This window comes from Paraburkholderia sp. 22099, assembly GCF_052045835.1.
GTDB classification, from domain to species: Bacteria; Pseudomonadota; Gammaproteobacteria; order Burkholderiales; family Burkholderiaceae; genus Paraburkholderia; species Paraburkholderia terricola.
In genome coordinates, this window is sequence record NZ_JBQEPU010000014.1 from 15,521 (window position 1) to 29,790 (window position 14,270).

The window sequence follows — 14,270 nt, forward strand, 5'->3', positions numbered from 1 at the left end:
AGCCATTTTTGCAGGGCGGTCGAACCACTGCCCTGCAATTCCGCATTCATCGTGGTGCGTGAAGTCCCTTAGCATCTTCGCGGAGCGAAACCCACCTCAGGTCTAGTGTTTACGTAATAATTGCTGCGCACCATTTCGACTCACTAACCGTCAAAGATGCGCAGGTCATGGCTTTCAGCGAACCAAGGTCTCCATTTTTCAAGTGGGTCGTTTCTTCCGCCCAGCATCTGAGCGCGGACAACCGGCAAATATTGCTGGCCAATCTATTCACGCGAACCGCGTCCATCGTCTTCGCGTCGATTTGCGAAATCAGCGTCTGCGTTACCGCTTACTACCTTTATCCCACTGCGCTTTATGCGGCGTGGGGCAGCGCCGTTGTCGCGTTGCTGACAGCGCGTCTGCTGTTGATCTGGCTATGCTGCCGGCGCAGCGCCGAAGGGCGGCCCACGCCCACGTCCGCGTTTCTGTTCGCGAGCCTCTTGTGGAGCGCGCTATTCGGCTACGGCGCTTTTTTGTGCAATACCAGCGGAGACCAGACGCTCTTTCTACTCGGCAACGTTTGCGCGGTGGGCGTGATCGGCGGGCTAGCTGGACGCAATGCGGGCATACCGCGGCTCGTGTTGCTGCAGATCAGCTTCATTCTCGGGCTATTAGGTTTAGGTGCAGCGCTTTCTCCCGGCTCCGGCAAACTGGTGCTGTTATTTCAGGCGCCCTTTTGCGCCGCCGGTTTTTTTGCGGTCGCACTGCGCAGCAATCGCGACACGGTCGCGTTGCTCCTCGCGCGCGAAAACAGTCATCGCCTTGCCCGCCAGGACAGCCTGACCGGCCTGCCCAATCGCGCGCGCATCAATGAACTGCTGCTGGAGCGCACGGAAGCGGACCCGTTGCGCCAGAACCAATCGTTTGCCGTTCTGCTGATCGATCTCGACGGTTTCAAGGCCATCAATGACAGTCTCGGCCACGCCGCGGGCGATCGGATTCTTCAGGAAGTCGCGATTCGATTGCGCGACGTCCTGCCGGAAGGCGATGTGGTCGGACGCCTGGCGGGCGATGAATTCGTGGCGATTTGCGGCACGACTGGCGAGGCCCGCGACATACGTTTGTTGGGCGATCGCGTCGTGAAAGAACTGGCGCGCCCATTCACGTTGAGCGACGCGCTGGTGCATATCGGCGCGAGCGTGGGCGTCTCGCGCTATCCCGAACATGCACGAACAGGCCCGCAACTGCTGATTTGCGCCGATCGCGCGTTGTACGCGGTCAAGCGTAGCGGCAAGAGCGCGTTCACCCTCTTCGACGCCGAGAAGCACGTATCCGACGAAAGCCTGAGCCTTTTGCGAAGCGATCTGGAGGGCGCGCTGAGGTCGTTGACCGGTTTGCGCATGGAGTATCAGCCGATCGTCGATCTCGGCAACGGTGCGATTTCCGGCCGCGAGGCGCTGATGCGGTGGACGCACCCGACTCGCGGCGAACTCGCACCGTCGGCGTTCATTCCCACCGCCGAACGTACCGGGCTCATCCTCGCATTGGGCGAATGGGCGCTGTTGCAGTCATGCAAGGAAGCGGCGACATGGCGCGACCGCGTGCCGGTCGCCGTCAACGTATCGCCGGTGCAGTTGCGCGAGGAAACGTTCGCATCGAGCGTGGCTGCGATTCTTCGCAAGACGAGGCTCTCGCCTACGCGCCTGAATATCGAGGTCACGGAAACCGTGCTGTTGAGCGACGATACCGTCACACGCCGCAACGTCGCGAGGCTGCGCGCGTTGGGCATCGGACTCGCGCTCGACGATTTCGGCACCGGTTTTTCGACCATGTCGACGCTGGTGCGTTTCTCGTTCGACAAGCTGAAGATCGACAGCTCGTTCGTCAAGGAGTCCGCGCATCGACGCGAATCCGCCGCGGTGGTGCGCGGGATCGTGGCCCTCGCGCGAGAAATCGGCATGCCCACCACGGCCGAAGGCATCGAGACACAGGAGCAACTGGATTTCGTGCGCGCGTGCGGATGCACGCATGCTCAGGGTTTCCTTCTCGGCAGGCCGGTACGCAGCAGCGAGATTGCGCAGATCGAGGAAAAAATCGCCGCCCATTCCGCCAATAAGGCGTGAGCGGCGGCGAACCTACAGGCTGCTTTTCTTCACGGCACGCGGCGCGCGTGCGGCACGCGGCTTCGTTTTGGTTTCGGCAGCCGCGGGCCATTGGCTGTCGTCGAGCAGGCGATCGAACAGACGGCCGCGCTCTTTCTCCGAAAGCGGGCTAAGCCCCAACAGCGTCGTAAACACGAGACCGCGGGCCGCCGACCAGCGCAGCAGCGCCAGATCGGGATCGGCCGCCTCGGCCTTGATCCGCTTGACCTTCTGTGCGCTCATTTCCTTCGTGACGGACAACAGCGTGGGGTCCTCGACCAGCGCGGCGAGAACGGCAAAGCCGCCGGCCTGGGGATTCTCGGCGGCTTCGCGCATGGTCGCGATCTCGGCGGCGAGATTGGCCTCGGGCGTCGTGTCGCCGGCTTGCGCGAGGTAGCGCTGCGAGAAGTTTTCGAAATGCGCGATGTCGTGCTCGAGCAGCGCCTTCAGCACGTCCGTCTTGGTGCGGAACTGATGCATCAACCCGCCCTTGCTAATGCCGCTCTCGCGCGACATCGCGTCGAACGTGAGCTGACCCGGACCGTCGCGAGCGATGATGGTGAGCGCCGCCTGAAGCGCCGCTCGGCGGGAGCGTTCGGAACGAGTGGGGTTGTCCATGAAGTGTGTGGTGCGTGGTGCGATGTGCGCGGTTGACGTTGTAGTGATCGACAGTCTTCTGCCGGGCCGCGATGTCGGTTACTCTTTATTTTACAGTCCATGAGCGTGCCGACTGCAGGTCGCTCGATTCCGACACGGAGGTAGGCATGGAGCCCACATGGCAATTCCAGTTGAGGATCACCGTCTCGCCCGAACTGGCGGACGCCGTGCGCAGCGAGCCTGCGAACCCGCCGCACGCGGCGCTTCGCGGGATTCTACGCAGGCATGACGCGACGTTGAAATGCCAGTTCGACGCGTTCGCCGACTACGTGAGCGAAGCCGAAAGACTGGGCACCGAAAACTTTCCGCTGCATCAATGGACGCGGGCGACCATCGAGAATCCCGAGAAAAAGGCGAAGTACTTGCAGTCCTTTACCGTCTACGTGAATGGCGAGGAAGTTTACGACAAGGAAGTCGCGGACGTCATCGAAGCCGAATTGCTCGCGTTGACGGGCGAGGGCGCGATTCGAAGCGTATCGAGGTTCGATTCCAATCCGGCGAATAATCCGCAGCCGCCCCAACGTTAAGGTCCGCGCCAGGGTCCGCTTACATCGACCTTTCGGCGCCCTTGTACAACTCGCCCGCCGCCCGCTTCAATCCGCGCACGACCTGCGCCGCCGCCGGCGACAACAGCTTGCCGGTGCGCGTGATGATGCCGAAGTCGTCCATTCGCAGCGGCATGCGCAGCGGCAGGATCGACAGCATGCCGTGCCCGGCATAGTAGTGAGCGACTTCGGCGGCCAGCACCGCGACCATGTCGCTTTGTTCCAGCAGACTCGTGACGACCAGCAGCGCCGCGCTCTCCACCACATCGGATGGGGGCGCCAGGCTTTCCCGCTGAAACATCAACTCGAAGCGATGCCGCAGCACGCTCTGCGCGGGCGGCACGACCCACGACGCGCCGGCCACGTCGGACAAGGCCAGCGACGCCGCGCCGAGCAAAGGATGCCCCGGCCGCACCACCGCGCAAACCTGTTCGTCGGCGAGCGGTTCGTAGCGCAAGTGCAGCTTGTCGTGCTCGGCGGAAAGCCGGCCGATCACCAGATCGAGCTTGTCTTGCGCGAGGCTTTCGAGCAGCACGTTGCTGTTCTCCATCTCGACGCTCACGCTCAGGCCCGGATGCTCCAGCTTGATTTGCGCGATCGCCGCCGGCAGCAGGCTGACGGCCGGCGAGGTGATCGTGCCGACCGCGACGCGCCCGAGTTGGCCCGACTTCAACGCGAGCACTTCCTCGCGCGCCTGATCGAGACTGCCGACCACCGCGCGTGCGTGGCGGATCATCACGTCGCCGTAAAGCGTGGGCCGCATGCCGCGCGGCATGCGCTCGAAGAGCGGCGCGTCGACCATCTCCTCGAGTTCGCGCAGCAGCTTCGACGCGGCCGGCTGCGTCATATTGAGCGTGGCCGCCGCGCGGTGAATGTTGCCTTCCTCGTCGAGCGCGACGAGCAGCAGGAGTTGCCGCGTCTTCAGGCGGGTTCGCACATACCAGGGATTCGATTCGAGCATAGGGTTTACATCAATCCATAAAACGATATCGGTTCGGCTCAAAGTTTCATTAGAAGGATATCAGGCCGATCCGTACACTCGTCATTCCAGAAGCGCCCCACCCACGAATAAGGGGCGGCAGTCGAGCAGGCACCAGCATTCAGGAAGCGAGCATGTCGGATAACACGGATAAGAAACACAAACTGCGCTCCGCGCAATGGTTCGGCACGGCCGACAAGAACGGCTTCATGTACCGAAGCTGGATGAAGAATCAGGGCATTCCCGATCACGCGTTCGATGGCCGTCCGGTGATCGGCATCTGCAATACCTGGTCCGAACTCACGCCGTGCAATGCGCACTTTCGCAAGCTCGCCGAGCACGTGAAGCGCGGCATTTACGAAGCGGGCGGTTTTCCCGTCGAATTCCCGGTGTTCTCGAACGGCGAATCGAACCTGCGGCCCACCGCGATGCTCACGCGCAATCTCGCGGCCATGGACGTGGAGGAAGCGATTCGCGGCAATCCCATTGACGCCGTGGTGCTGCTCACCGGCTGCGACAAGACCACGCCCGCCTTGCTGATGGGCGCGGCAAGCTGCGACGTGCCGGCCATCGTCGTGACGGGCGGGCCGATGCTGAACGGCAAACTCGACGGCAAGAACATCGGCTCGGGCACGGCCGTGTGGCAACTGCACGAATCGCTGAAAGCGGGCGAGATCAATCTGCACCAGTTCCTCTCGGCGGAAGCGGGCATGTCGCGCTCCGCGGGCACCTGCAACACGATGGGCACGGCCTCGACCATGGCCTGCATGGCCGAGGCGCTCGGCACCTCGCTACCGCACAACGCTGCGATTCCCGCCGTCGATTCGCGCCGCTACGTGCTCGCGCATATGTCGGGGATTCGCATTGTCGAGATGGCGCAGGAAGGTTTGACGCTGTCGAAGATCTTGACGCGCGAGGCGTTCATGAACGCGATTCGCGTGAACGCGGCGATCGGCGGCTCGACCAATGCCGTGATCCATCTGAAGGCGATTGCCGGCCGCATCGGCGTGCAACTCGATCTCGACGACTGGGTGCGCGTGGGCCGCAATACGCCGACCATCGTCGACCTGATGCCCTCGGGCCGCTTCCTGATGGAAGAGTTTTATTACGCGGGCGGCTTGCCGGCCGTGCTGCGCCGCCTCGGCGAAGCGGACCTGCTGCCGCATCCGGGCGCGTTGACGGTGAACGGCAAGGCGCTGTGGGACAACGTGAAAGACGCGCCGATCACGGATAGCGAGGTCATTCGCACGCTCGACAATCCGCTGCTCGCGGACGGCGGCATTCGCGTGCTGCGCGGCAATCTCGCGCCGCGCGGCGCGGTGCTCAAGCCCTCGGCCGCGACGCCCGCGCTGTTGAAGCATCGCGGTCGCGCCGTGGTATTCGAGGACTTCGATCACTACAAGGCGCGCATCGTGGACGAGACGCTCGACGTCGACGCGGACTCCGTTCTCGTGATGAAGAACTGCGGGCCGAAAGGCTATCCGGGCATGGCGGAAGTCGGCAACATGGGCCTGCCGCCGAAGCTGCTGCGCCAGGGCGTGAAGGACATGGTGCGCATCTCCGACGCGCGCATGAGCGGCACCGCGTACGGCACGGTCGTGCTGCACGTCACGCCGGAAGCGGCGGCGGGCGGCCCGCTCGCCGCGGTGCAGGACGGCGACTGGATCGAGCTCGATTGCGACGCCGGTTCGTTGCACCTCGACATCAGCGACGCCGAACTCGCGCGCCGTCTCGAACGTCACACGCCGCCGCCGGCGCCCGCTGAAGGCGGCTACCAGCGTCTTTATATCGACCACGTATTGCAGGCGGACGAAGGCTGCGACCTCGACTTCCTGGTCGGCTGCCGGGGCGCCGCCGTGCCGCGCCATTCGCATTGAGATGAGCGCGGTGAGCCCGAAGCGCGAACTGCTGATTCGCGACTAGACGCGACAACGGGTAACGGGTCGCGTGGGGCCGCATGGAAGCCGCGCAAGCGCATTGAAAAAACAGACGCCACGGGCGGCAGTGTTCGACGCTGCCGCCTTGCACGGCGCAATCCGCTCAACAGGAGACATGCTCATGACAACACAAACCGCCCATGCGCAGCACGCGGCGCCCGCTCCCATCGCGGGTGCGCCGTCGAGCGATGCGACGCGCGACGAACAGCGCATCATCGGCCTGCTGACGCGGCGGCTCATTCCGTTCCTCGCGTTGATCTACGTGGTCGCCTATATCGACCGCTCGGTCGTCGGCTTCGCGAAGCTGCACATGAACGCCGCGGTCGGCCTGAGCGACGCGGCTTATGGCTTGGGCGCGGGGCTCTTCTTCATCGGCTATTTCCTGTGCGAAGTGCCGAGCAATCTCGCGCTCGAACGGTACGGCGCGCGCGTGTGGTTCGCCCGCATCCTGGTCACGTGGGGCGTCATCACGATGGCGATGGCGTTCGTGCGCGGCCCGGCGAGTTTCTACACGCTGCGTTTTCTGCTCGGCGCCGCCGAAGCGGGGCTGTATCCCGGCATTCTGTATTTCCTCACGAAGTGGTTTCCGATGCGCCATCGCGCGCGCATCATCGGCTTGCTGGTGCTCGCGCAGCCGATCGCCGGCATCATCGTCGGGCCGATTGCGGGCCTGGTTCTGTCGACGCATGGCGCGCTCGGCATGTCGAACTGGCAGACGCTGTTCGTGTTGAGCGGCTTGCCCGCCGTGCTGCTGTGCGTGCCCACGCTGCGTCTGTTGCCCGAGTCGCCGGCCAATGCGCGCTGGCTCGAACCGGCGGATCGCGCCTGGATCGAACGCGAACTCGCGGTGGACACGGCGTCGTATGCGTTGAAGCCGCATGGCAATCCGCTTGCCGCGCTGAAGGACAAGCGCGTGTTGCTGCTCGCGCTGCTGTTCCTGCCGTTTCCGCTGAGCATCTATGGGCTCTCGCTGTGGCTGCCGACGATCATCAAGGCGTTCGGCGTCAGCGACTCGACCACGGGTTTGCTGTCCGCCGTGCCGTATCTGTTCGCGGTCGCCGGTTTGTTTCTGGTGCCGCGTCATTCGGACCGCAAGGGCGAGCGTTACTGGCACATCGTCGTCGTCTCGACGCTGGCCGCGATCACGATGGCCGCGAGCGCATGGACGCATGTGGCCGCGCTGCAATTCCTGTTCATCTGCTTGACGGCGTTCTCGCTGTATTCGATTCAGGCGGTGGTGTGGGCGCTGCCCGGCCAGTTCCTGACGGGCGCAAGCGCGGCGGTCGGCATCGCGACGATCAATTCGCTCGCGAACCTGGGCGGCTACGTCGGGCCGTATGGCATCGGCCTCATCAAGGACGCGACGGGCAATCTCGCCGCCGGTCTGTACTTCCTGGCGGCGACGCTGCTGTTCGCCGCCGCGATGACCTTCGTCGTGCGCCGCGCGTTGCCGGCGCCGAAGGGATCGATATAACTTTTTGCGCTGTGCGGCCCATGTTCGCGGCGTCTCCGCTCGCCGCGCAAAGGCCGCCCGCAACGCTCTGGTGTCCGCATCGCTCGACTCGCCTCGCTTTGCTTGAGCGGTTGGGCCGTTTCATCCGCTTGTCATGGCTTCGCGACTAGGATCAACGGTCACATCCGTCGCGCACGAGCAGAGCGGTGCACTCGCGGTCCATTTTGCACGGTGCAGCCGACGTACGCGTCGACCTCCTTCCACCACCGTACAAAACACCAGACATGTCGAACAGAAAAACCGATAAGGCTTCGGCGGCCGATCAGGGCGCCAGCATCGTTTCGCGTCGCGGGTTCTTGAAGCTGGCCGGCGCATCCAGTCTCGCCACCGCCGCGGGCACGCTTTCCTCAACGGCGCGGGCCGCCGGCGGCGCACCCGACGGCACGCCCGAGCAGGTCCATCTCACCTGGGGCAACGATCCGACGCGCGAGGTCACCGTGTCGTGGGCGTCGCCGGCGCAGGCGGTGAATCCGCACGTGCGCATCGGCGCGGTGGGCGAGGCGAAACGCACTGTGCATGGCGTTCAAAGCACGTATACCGATGGCCTCAACGGCGAGGTCGTGTTCACGTATCACGCGCGTCTGCACGATCTGAAGCCCGATACGAGCTACGAGTACGAGGTGACGGCCGAGAACGCAGGCAACGCGGCGCAACCTTTCACGGCGAGTTTCCGCACCGCGCCGCGCGGGCGCGCGCCGTTCCGCTGGACGAGCTACGGCGATCTCGCGACGCCCAATACCGGCTGGGTGCTGTCGTCGCCGCAAAGCCGTTTCGCGGTGCAGGCCGTCGAGCGCTTTCAGCCGCTGTTCCACCTGCTCAACGGCGACCTGTGCTACGCCAATCTGAACCCGGCGCATCAGCCGGAGGTGTGGCGCGACTTCGGCAACAACTGTCAGACGTCCGCGTCGAACCGCCCGTGGATGCCGTGCCCCGGCAATCACGAAATCGAATTCCACAACGGCGAACAAGGGTTCGCGTCGTATCTCGCGCGCTACACGCTGCCCGACAATCACACGCGTTTTCAGGGGCGCTGGTACAGCTTCCGCGTGAGCTCGGTGCTGTTCATTTCGCTTGATGCCGACGATGTCGTCTATCAGGACGCGGCGGCTTTCGTGGCCGGCCCGAGTCCGCTGGTGCCGGCCGCGAGCACCGGCAATCCGCCGATTCAACCGGGCACGTCGCTGTACGTGCGCGGCTATAGCGACGGCGAGCAAACGCGCTGGCTCGAAAGGACACTGCGCCGCGCGGCCGAAGACGAGGAGGTGGACTGGATCGTCGTGCAGATGCACCAGGACGCGCTGAGTTCATCGAAAACCGGCAACGGTTCGGACAAGGGCATCCGCGAAGCCTGGCTGCCGCTGTTCGACCGCTACGGCGTCGATCTCGTGTTGTGCGGCCACGATCACGACTACGAGCGCAGCTATCCCGTGCGCGGCTGCCATCACAACAAGGGCACCGATATCGCCACGGGAAGGCCGATCGATACGTTGCAGCCGAAGCCGGTGATGTCGGCGGTGTCGCCGGGGGCGTCCACATTCGATACGAGCCACGGCACGATCCACCTGATTCTCGGCGGTGGCGGCACCAGCGCGCCGCTCGACGTGTACGGCGTGAATATCGGCACGGGGATGCCGCAAGCGCGGATTTTCACGCGGCCCAACCGCCCGGCTCCCGGCACGACGGCGGGCACCTTCGTGCGTGCCAGTGCGGACGCGGTGGAAGACGCGATCTGGTCGGCGCAACGCGATACCGGAACCGGCTACGGCATTGCGGTGTTCGATCATGATCCGGGGCAGCCAGGCGGTGAGACGACGATCACGATGAACTACTACCACGCGCCCGGCGCGGATCAGACGCCGACGCAGAGCTATGAACTGTTCGAAACGATCGAGTTGAAGAAGAAGCGGCGGCGCTGAAGTCTGGTCGAAGCGCTGCGGGCCGCTGCCGCTGCGTCAAGGCGGCGGCCCGCCGATGCCCCGAACCGGGCGCCAGGCAGGGCGCGAGCCGATCTGGTCGCCCGATCATTTTTGTTACACCTCTTACGGACCCAGACGCGGCAAGTTACAGAGGGCTTTCGAATGGCCGGTTATACTCGGCGCCATCCTAAAAAACGAAAGACCTAACTATGTCGAACAAACTCATCCAGATGGTTGCGATTGCAGCGCTCACCGCTGCGGCATCGATGTCGGCCGTGGCCGGCGATTTGAACAATGCGCTTGGCGGCGCGGTCGGCGGTGTCGCTGGCGCCGCGCTGGGCGGCGCGGTGGGCGGCAGCACGGGCGCTGTCATCGGCGGTGCGGTGGGCGGCGGCGCCGGTGGCGCGGTCACCTCGAATCGCCGCGAACGCACGGGCGCCATCATCGGCGGCGCACTGGGCGGCGGCGCGGGCACGGCGGCAGGCAATGCGATGGGCGGCCGCACGGGTGGCCTGGTCGGCGCAGCCGTGGGCGGCGGCGCGGGCTCGGCGCTCGGCGGCAACATCTCGCGCTCGAACTCATACGCGGACGACTATTCGCGCGGCAGCCGTTCGGGCAAGCGCCGTCACAAGCATCGCCACTACGATTAAGCAGCACGTGAAGGCGGCGCGGTTGGCTCGAGGGCAAACCTCGGGCTCGCTGCAAATGTTCAGCAAGTTGGGGCGAACGCGCTGCCGTTACCGAATTCCGAATTCCGCATTCGCAGCGGACCGTTTTCGTTTGAAAAGAATTCAGCGGAACGATGCGTTGGTTGCGATGAACTATCTCCCGATAGTTGACGCGTCGCGGCCATCCCACGGCGGCGGCGCTTCGAACGGTACTCAGGCCGGTTTCTCTGTTCCGGCGAAGCGTCTCTCAAGCAGAGAAAAAATCTGCATCCCAACCAGCATGGCGGCGACGAACAGCACCGCCTTGGGCTCGCCACTGCCCGCGCTCACAAGCGCGGGGCCAGGGCAGAAACCCGCCAGCCCCCAACCCGCGCCGAACAGTGCGCTGCCCGCAAGCAGACGACGGTCGATACGCGTTGCCTTCGGCAACGACATCGGCGCACCCAACACACTGCGCTTGAGCCGGCGCGCAATCGCGAAACCCACCACGCCGATAGCGATCGCACCGCCCATGACGAACGCCAATGACGGATCCCAGTTGCCGGCGAGGTCGAGAAAGCCCAGCACCTTCGCGGGATTGGCCATGCCCGAAACGATCAGTCCGACGCCGAATATCAGTCCAGCGAGCAGCGCGTTGAGAATCAGCATGTCAAAACCCCAGCAGATGACGGGTGACGAAAACGGTGAGGAAGCCCGCGGCCATGAACGTGGCGGTGGCGGCAAGCGATCGCACCGATCCGCGTGAGAGGCCGCATACGCCATGACCGCTGGTGCAACCGGACGCATAGCGCGTGCCGATGCCGACGAGCAGACCGGCCACGATCAGCACGGGCGGCGATGCCGCGATGGTGACCGCCGGTAGCGACGCGAAAAACTTGAATGCCCAAGGTGCGGCGAATAGTCCGAGCACGAATGCGGCACGCCACAAGCGATCACGAGACGTCGTGTCGAGCAGACCGCCCAGAATCCCGCTGATACCTGCAACGCGGCCGTTGCCGAGTACGAGCAGCGCCGCCGAGAAACCGATCAGTAAGCCGCCGACGAGGGAAGGAAATGGCGTGAAGTGGGCGAGGTCGATGTTCATTTCTGGCGTCGTTTGAATTGGCCGCTGGAGAGGCTGGAAAGCAATCTAGTGTATTCCAATGTGCCGGTGCGAACGGGCGATATCGGTCATAGTCAACGTGGCGTCGGCTGCGCGCGTGCGCTCCTATAATCGGTGTCTTCGAAGGGACCGCCTGCCGCCGGTCTCGATCATCCCTCAAGGAGACGTGGAAGATGCCACGAGCCTATTGCGCCGGCCCGCTCTTCAATGCCGCCGAGCGCGCGGAAATGGATTCGATCGCCCGCACGCTGGAAGCCGCGGGTTATGCGACCTTCCTTCCGCATCGCGACGGCCTGGAGTTCGCGAGACTGAAGCCGGAACTGGAGAAACTCGGCGCGTCGGCTGACGAAGCCGCGCGCATTCTCGACCGTGCGATTTTCAGTCTCGACACGTATCAGTTGCTTAGGCGCTGCGATGTGGTCGTCGCCAATCTGAACGGACGCGTGGCCGACGAGGGCACGGTGGTCGAGGCGTCGCTCGCCTGGCATGCGGGCAAGCCGCTCGTGCTCTTCAAGGCCGACGCGCGGTCGATGCTCGGTGGTTCCGACAATCCCATGCTGACCGGCTTGGGCGAGTTCGACGTGATCGATCGACTGTCGGCGTTGCCGCAAGCCGTTGATGAAGCCATTGCGCGGGATCGCGCGCGCAGAGTCGAGGAAACGTTGAGCAGAGGCGCCGAAATTGCATCGCTTCGCGAGGGCGGCGATGACATGACCGCGCTCGCGAAGACCTTGTACGGCGCTTTCAGGAACGCGATCCCGACGTGAAGGCGATCACGGCGTCCTTGAACCGGGCGCTGCCGTAAACCTCTTCGATCAGATCTTCGTCATCGAGCCGCTGTTCAACGACGATGCGGCGCACGCTTTCCTTCACGGCCTTTTGCGTGACCGGCGAAAGCGCGATGAGCCGCTGCGCGAGCGCATGAGCGGCGTCTTGCAATGCGTCTTGCGGGCACACGTCATAGACAAAGCCGCATGCCGACGCCTCTTGCGCCGTGAGGTAATCGGCGAGCAACAACATCTTCTTGACGCGCGGCACGCCGAGCGCCGCCTGCAAGCGTGCGATGTTGCGCGACGACAGCGTGTTGGAGAGCGTCTTTGCGATCGGCGCGCCGAAGCGCGAGGCGTCGGTGCAAAGGCGGAAGTCGCACGCGGTCGCAAGTGCGAGGCCGCCGCCGACAGCCCATCCGTCGATCACGGCGATCGTCGGAATCGCAATGCGTTCGACCGTATCGATCACGCGTTCGACGAACGCCTCGTAGGCGACGCCATCGCGTCCGTCGCGGAAGTTTTTGAAGTACGCGATGTCGGTGCCGGAAATAAAAGACTTGCCGCCCGCGCCGCGAAACAGAAGGCAGCGCACGTCGCGGGTTTGTTCGCACTCGCCGATCGACGCGAGTAGCGACTCGTACATGTCGAGCGTCATCGCGTTATGCCGCTCGGGGCGGTCGATTACGATCTCCGCCGCGCCTGACGGATGCAGTGTGAGTTTCACCAGGTCGCTCATGATGCCGTCCCGTTGATTTCGGCGAAGATCTCGTCGTTGTGCTCGCCCAATAGCGGCGGATGACGATGCACTTGCGGCGGCGTGCCGAGCAGTTTGACGGCAAAGCCGATGTTCTTCACCTTGCCTTCGTTGGGATGGTCGATCTCCATGCACATGCCGCGGTGCCTGGCGTGCTCGCTTTCGAACGCCTCGGGATAGGACAGAATCGGGCCAGCCGGAATGCCGGTGGCGAGCATCGCGTCGACCCAGTCGGCGCTGTCGCGCCTGGCGAATTCGTGCTCCAGTACTTCGATCATTGCTTCGCGATTCTTCAGGCGCAACGACACGGTTGCATAGTCCGCGTGATGGATGAGGTCCGGGCGCTCAAGCAGTTCGCACAGCTTCGTCCAGAGCTTCTGATTCGTCGCGCCCATCACGAAGTAGCCGTCGCGCGCCTTGACCGCCTGATAGGGCGCGCTCATCTTGTTGCTGGTGCCGAGCGGCGTCGGCGGCACGCCGGTGCCCCAGTAATCCGACATGTCCCAGATCGAGAAGGCCATGACCGAATCGAACAGCGACGCGTCGATGTGCTGACCCTCGCCCGTTTTCTGCGCGCCGATATACGCCGACAACAGACCGTACACCGCGAACAGCGCGCAGCCGATGTCCGCGACGGGCACGCCGGCCTTGACGGGTTTGCCGGCCTTGTAGCCGGTCACGCTCATGACGCCGGACATGGCTTGCGCCATGAGGTCGAAGCCGGGGCGCGAGGCCCACGGCCCGCTTTGTCCGAAGCCGGAAATGCTGACGTAGACGATCTTCGGGTTGATTGCCTTGATCGTTTCGTAATCGATACGCAGACGCTGCACCACGCCGGGCCGATAGTTTTCGATGATGACGTCAGCGGTCCTGGCGAGCTTGTAGAAGAGTTCGCGATCTTTGTCGCTCTTGAGGTCCAACGTCACCGAGCGCTTGTTGCGGTTCAGGTTCAGGAAGCCCAGGCTGTCGGGCCCCTTCATCTTGAAGCCCATTGCGCCGCGCGTCTGATCGCCTTCGGGCGGCTCCACCTTGATGACGTCCGCGCCCAGGTCCGCCAGCAGCATGCAGGCGAACGGGCCCGCCATGACCTGGCTCACGTCCAGCACGCGGATGCCTTGCAGCGGCAGATGCGTCGATTCGCTCATTGCGGGGTTCCTCCGTAGGGCAGTGAGTTTCGTGAACCGGTCGACCACGCTCTGGACGTGGTCACCGGCTCTTTGCCTCACTGTCCGCTAGTGACGGGGTCGCCGCAAGAATGGCTGGGTCATGTCTGGTTTCGTGGCTCGCGAAACCGGAGGGGTCTTGTTGA

The 14,270-nt window shown here is 64.1% G+C and carries 13 protein-coding genes; 7 read left to right on the forward strand and 6 right to left on the reverse strand.

Translation table 11 applies throughout. The features are described from left to right. Positions 1–167: 167 nt before the first annotated feature. Positions 168–2,102, forward strand: a complete 1,935-nt coding sequence (locus ACTJLC_RS15065) for a putative bifunctional diguanylate cyclase/phosphodiesterase (RefSeq protein WP_310122213.1) — start codon at positions 168–170, stop codon at positions 2,100–2,102. A 12-nt stretch (positions 2,103–2,114) separates the two neighbouring features. On the opposite strand, the gene ACTJLC_RS15070 is transcribed toward ACTJLC_RS15065, so the two are convergent. Then, positions 2,115–2,738, reverse strand: coding sequence for a TetR/AcrR family transcriptional regulator (locus ACTJLC_RS15070; RefSeq protein WP_073428781.1), 624 nt, complete (start codon positions 2,736–2,738; stop codon positions 2,115–2,117). 146 nt (positions 2,739–2,884) lie between these two features. Between ACTJLC_RS15070 and ACTJLC_RS15075 the strand changes: the two genes are divergently transcribed. After that, entirely contained in the window at positions 2,885–3,304 is a 420-nt protein-coding gene (locus ACTJLC_RS15075; protein ID WP_310133931.1) for a hypothetical protein, read from the forward strand. Positions 3,305–3,323: 19 nt separating this feature from the next. Here ACTJLC_RS15075 and ACTJLC_RS15080 read toward each other — a convergent pair whose 3' ends face one another. After that, a complete protein-coding gene (locus tag ACTJLC_RS15080; RefSeq protein ID WP_083082034.1) occupies positions 3,324–4,283 on the reverse strand; it encodes a LysR family transcriptional regulator in 960 nt (319 codons plus the stop codon). A 152-nt stretch (positions 4,284–4,435) separates the two neighbouring features. On the opposite strand from ACTJLC_RS15080, the gene ACTJLC_RS15085 reads away from it, so the two are divergent. The 4 genes from ACTJLC_RS15085 to ACTJLC_RS15100 all read left to right on the forward strand — a co-directional run bounded on the left by ACTJLC_RS15085 (position 4,436) and on the right by ACTJLC_RS15100 (position 10,317). Then, the gene (locus tag ACTJLC_RS15085; RefSeq protein ID WP_244745666.1) at positions 4,436–6,178 is read left to right on the forward strand and encodes an IlvD/Edd family dehydratase; all 1,743 of its coding nucleotides are present in this window, start codon (positions 4,436–4,438) and stop codon (positions 6,176–6,178) included. A gap of 181 nt (positions 6,179–6,359) precedes the next feature. After that, positions 6,360–7,712 carry an MFS transporter gene (locus tag ACTJLC_RS15090; RefSeq protein ID WP_083083035.1) on the forward strand — a complete coding sequence of 451 codons (1,353 nt, stop codon included), beginning with the start codon at positions 6,360–6,362 and terminating at the stop codon, positions 7,710–7,712. 263 nt (positions 7,713–7,975) lie between these two features. Beyond that, positions 7,976–9,667 carry a purple acid phosphatase family protein gene (locus ACTJLC_RS15095; protein WP_440844425.1) on the forward strand — a complete coding sequence of 564 codons (1,692 nt, stop codon included), beginning with the start codon at positions 7,976–7,978 and terminating at the stop codon, positions 9,665–9,667. A 209-nt stretch (positions 9,668–9,876) separates the two neighbouring features. Continuing rightward, entirely contained in the window at positions 9,877–10,317 is a 441-nt protein-coding gene (locus tag ACTJLC_RS15100) for a hypothetical protein (protein WP_083082040.1), read from the forward strand. Between the two features lie 231 nt (positions 10,318–10,548). Here the strand turns inward: ACTJLC_RS15100 and ACTJLC_RS15105 are convergent, their stop codons facing one another. Both ACTJLC_RS15105 and ACTJLC_RS15110 read right to left on the reverse strand, forming a co-directional pair. Beyond that, positions 10,549–10,983: a YeeE/YedE family protein gene (locus tag ACTJLC_RS15105; RefSeq protein WP_154872353.1), complete on the reverse strand. Its 435-nt coding sequence runs from the start codon at positions 10,981–10,983 to the stop codon at positions 10,549–10,551. Between the two features lies 1 nt (position 10,984). Continuing rightward, positions 10,985–11,419, reverse strand: coding sequence for a YeeE/YedE family protein (locus ACTJLC_RS15110; protein ID WP_310133938.1), 435 nt, complete (start codon positions 11,417–11,419; stop codon positions 10,985–10,987). 191 nt (positions 11,420–11,610) lie between these two features. Here ACTJLC_RS15110 and ACTJLC_RS15115 point away from each other — a divergent pair, with 191 nt between their 5' ends. Then, a complete protein-coding gene (locus ACTJLC_RS15115; protein ID WP_310122225.1) occupies positions 11,611–12,204 on the forward strand; it encodes a nucleoside 2-deoxyribosyltransferase in 594 nt (197 codons plus the stop codon). Here the strand turns inward: ACTJLC_RS15115 and ACTJLC_RS15120 are convergent. Beyond that, positions 12,182–12,943: an enoyl-CoA hydratase gene (locus ACTJLC_RS15120; protein ID WP_310133940.1), complete on the reverse strand. Its 762-nt coding sequence runs from the start codon at positions 12,941–12,943 to the stop codon at positions 12,182–12,184. The genes ACTJLC_RS15115 and ACTJLC_RS15120 overlap by 23 nt on opposite strands. Beyond that, entirely contained in the window at positions 12,940–14,106 is a 1,167-nt protein-coding gene (locus ACTJLC_RS15125) for a CaiB/BaiF CoA transferase family protein (RefSeq protein WP_440844429.1), read from the reverse strand. The genes ACTJLC_RS15120 and ACTJLC_RS15125 overlap by 4 nt, the downstream gene beginning before the upstream one ends. Positions 14,107–14,270: the final 164 nt, after the last annotated feature.

Excerpts from the sequence above, each read along its gene's own strand:
- ACTJLC_RS15080 (WP_083082034.1), bottom strand. The coding sequence starts at position 4,283 with ATGCTCGAATCGAATCCCTGGTATGTGCGAACCCGCCTGAAGACGCGG.
- ACTJLC_RS15075 (WP_310133931.1), top strand. The coding sequence starts at position 2,885 with ATGGAGCCCACATGGCAATTCCAGTTGAGGATCACCGTCTCGCCCGAA.
- ACTJLC_RS15115 (WP_310122225.1), top strand. The coding sequence starts at position 11,611 with ATGCCACGAGCCTATTGCGCCGGCCCGCTCTTCAATGCCGCCGAGCGC.
- ACTJLC_RS15105 (WP_154872353.1), bottom strand. The coding sequence starts at position 10,983 with ATGCTGATTCTCAACGCGCTGCTCGCTGGACTGATATTCGGCGTCGGA.
- ACTJLC_RS15065 (WP_310122213.1), top strand. The coding sequence starts at position 168 with ATGGCTTTCAGCGAACCAAGGTCTCCATTTTTCAAGTGGGTCGTTTCT.
- ACTJLC_RS15095 (WP_440844425.1), top strand. The coding sequence starts at position 7,976 with ATGTCGAACAGAAAAACCGATAAGGCTTCGGCGGCCGATCAGGGCGCC.
- ACTJLC_RS15125 (WP_440844429.1), bottom strand. The coding sequence starts at position 14,106 with ATGAGCGAATCGACGCATCTGCCGCTGCAAGGCATCCGCGTGCTGGAC.
- ACTJLC_RS15100 (WP_083082040.1), top strand. The coding sequence starts at position 9,877 with ATGTCGAACAAACTCATCCAGATGGTTGCGATTGCAGCGCTCACCGCT.
- ACTJLC_RS15090 (WP_083083035.1), top strand. The coding sequence starts at position 6,360 with ATGACAACACAAACCGCCCATGCGCAGCACGCGGCGCCCGCTCCCATC.
- ACTJLC_RS15070 (WP_073428781.1), bottom strand. The coding sequence starts at position 2,738 with ATGGACAACCCCACTCGTTCCGAACGCTCCCGCCGAGCGGCGCTTCAG.
- ACTJLC_RS15120 (WP_310133940.1), bottom strand. The coding sequence starts at position 12,943 with ATGAGCGACCTGGTGAAACTCACACTGCATCCGTCAGGCGCGGCGGAG.
- ACTJLC_RS15085 (WP_244745666.1), top strand. The coding sequence starts at position 4,436 with ATGTCGGATAACACGGATAAGAAACACAAACTGCGCTCCGCGCAATGG.
- ACTJLC_RS15110 (WP_310133938.1), bottom strand. The coding sequence starts at position 11,419 with ATGAACATCGACCTCGCCCACTTCACGCCATTTCCTTCCCTCGTCGGC.